Here is a 1,241-nt window from a genome sequence, read left to right as displayed (position 1 = left end):
AAGCACGAGGCGGCGCTGGGTCTTGCCGAGCCGATACTTTCAGGCGAGCTAACCTGCTCCGAGGTGCCGCACATAACCTATGCGCCGATACTTTTTAGTATGATAGCGCTAGGCAGGACCTGGGAGGCGAAAACCCTGCTACCCAAGGCCGCGGCGACGATCGAGTCAAATCCTCGCGTCATAAACATGGTCGCCCCGCTCATCGAGATCGCCGTTAGGCTGGACGAGCGCGAGACGGCGTTAAGCTTAGCTCGCAAGCACTCCGCGGCAATCCTTGATGGCAACGACGATCTAAACGACCTACGATTTTTCATCGCCGTTAGCGCGTTCGGCGATGAGAGCGACTATAAGACGGCTTTGGAGCTGGCGGGCAGATTTGACGCTAGAAATCAAAACTTCTACTACGCCGATTATCTAAATAAATTTTACGAGGAATTCGGCGTTTGAAATTTGACGGTTTAAAAACCTAGCGCGCTTCGCCCGCGAAGCAGGACACCATTTCTCAAGCGCATACAGCGAGATAGTTTAAAATTTACGGCTCGATACTATTTCACGCTCGCAACGGCGAATGCGATAAAATTTACGCCGAACGGGCGTTGGCGGCTCGTGCGATAAATTTTATACCGCTTACTCGCGTACGTCGGCAACCGATCGCCGAGAAATGATGATAGAGCGCGCAATACTAAAATTTTAACTCGATCGCTACGTATGAAAGAAAAAATATCGTGGCGGTGCATACCAACGCTAAACCGCATGGACAAAAGCAAATATTTGCGGCAGCAAGACATAAATTCTAAATTTTAGCGCCGCAGAACGTAAAATTTAAACCAAACCCGCCGTCAATCTCGCTGTTAAAACATATAAGCGGCAACAATGGCGTATCTCGCGCCTTACCACCTAGATTTAGCGGCAAATTTAATAGCAAAATTTTAAAGCGTGGCACGATAAAATTTTAAAACAAAATTTCAAGTAGATTTTTAAATATAAAATTTCAAACGGAATCTTGAATACAGAATTTCAAATAAATTTTAAAATTCCAAGAGAATTTCATCCCTTGGAATTTTAAATTTAATGCTTGGCTAGGTAATTTGTGTCGTAGTTATTATCCACGAAATCGGGGTTATTCATCATCCTAAGATGAAAATCGCGCGTCGATTTTATGCCACCGATGATGAGCTCGTCTAGTGCAACCTTCATTTTTGCGATCGCGCGCGCGCGGTCCTTGTCGTAGACGATGAGCT

Annotated in this window: 2 pseudogenes; one reads left to right on the top strand and one right to left on the bottom strand. The window is 45.9% G+C overall.

Annotation, left to right across the window (positions count from 1 at the left end):
- A pseudogene (locus tag Q0614_RS03810) lies at positions 1–447 on the top strand (hypothetical protein); the annotation flags it as partial.
- Between the two features lie 621 nt (positions 448–1,068).
- Here Q0614_RS03810 and Q0614_RS03805 read toward each other — a convergent pair.
- A pseudogene (locus tag Q0614_RS03805) lies at positions 1,069–1,241 on the bottom strand (acetyl-CoA carboxylase biotin carboxylase subunit); the annotation flags it as partial.

The organism is uncultured Campylobacter sp., assembly GCF_937997595.1.
GTDB lineage: Bacteria > Campylobacterota > Campylobacteria > Campylobacterales > Campylobacteraceae > Campylobacter_B.
This window is presented reverse-complemented; position numbering and strand designations above follow the sequence as displayed.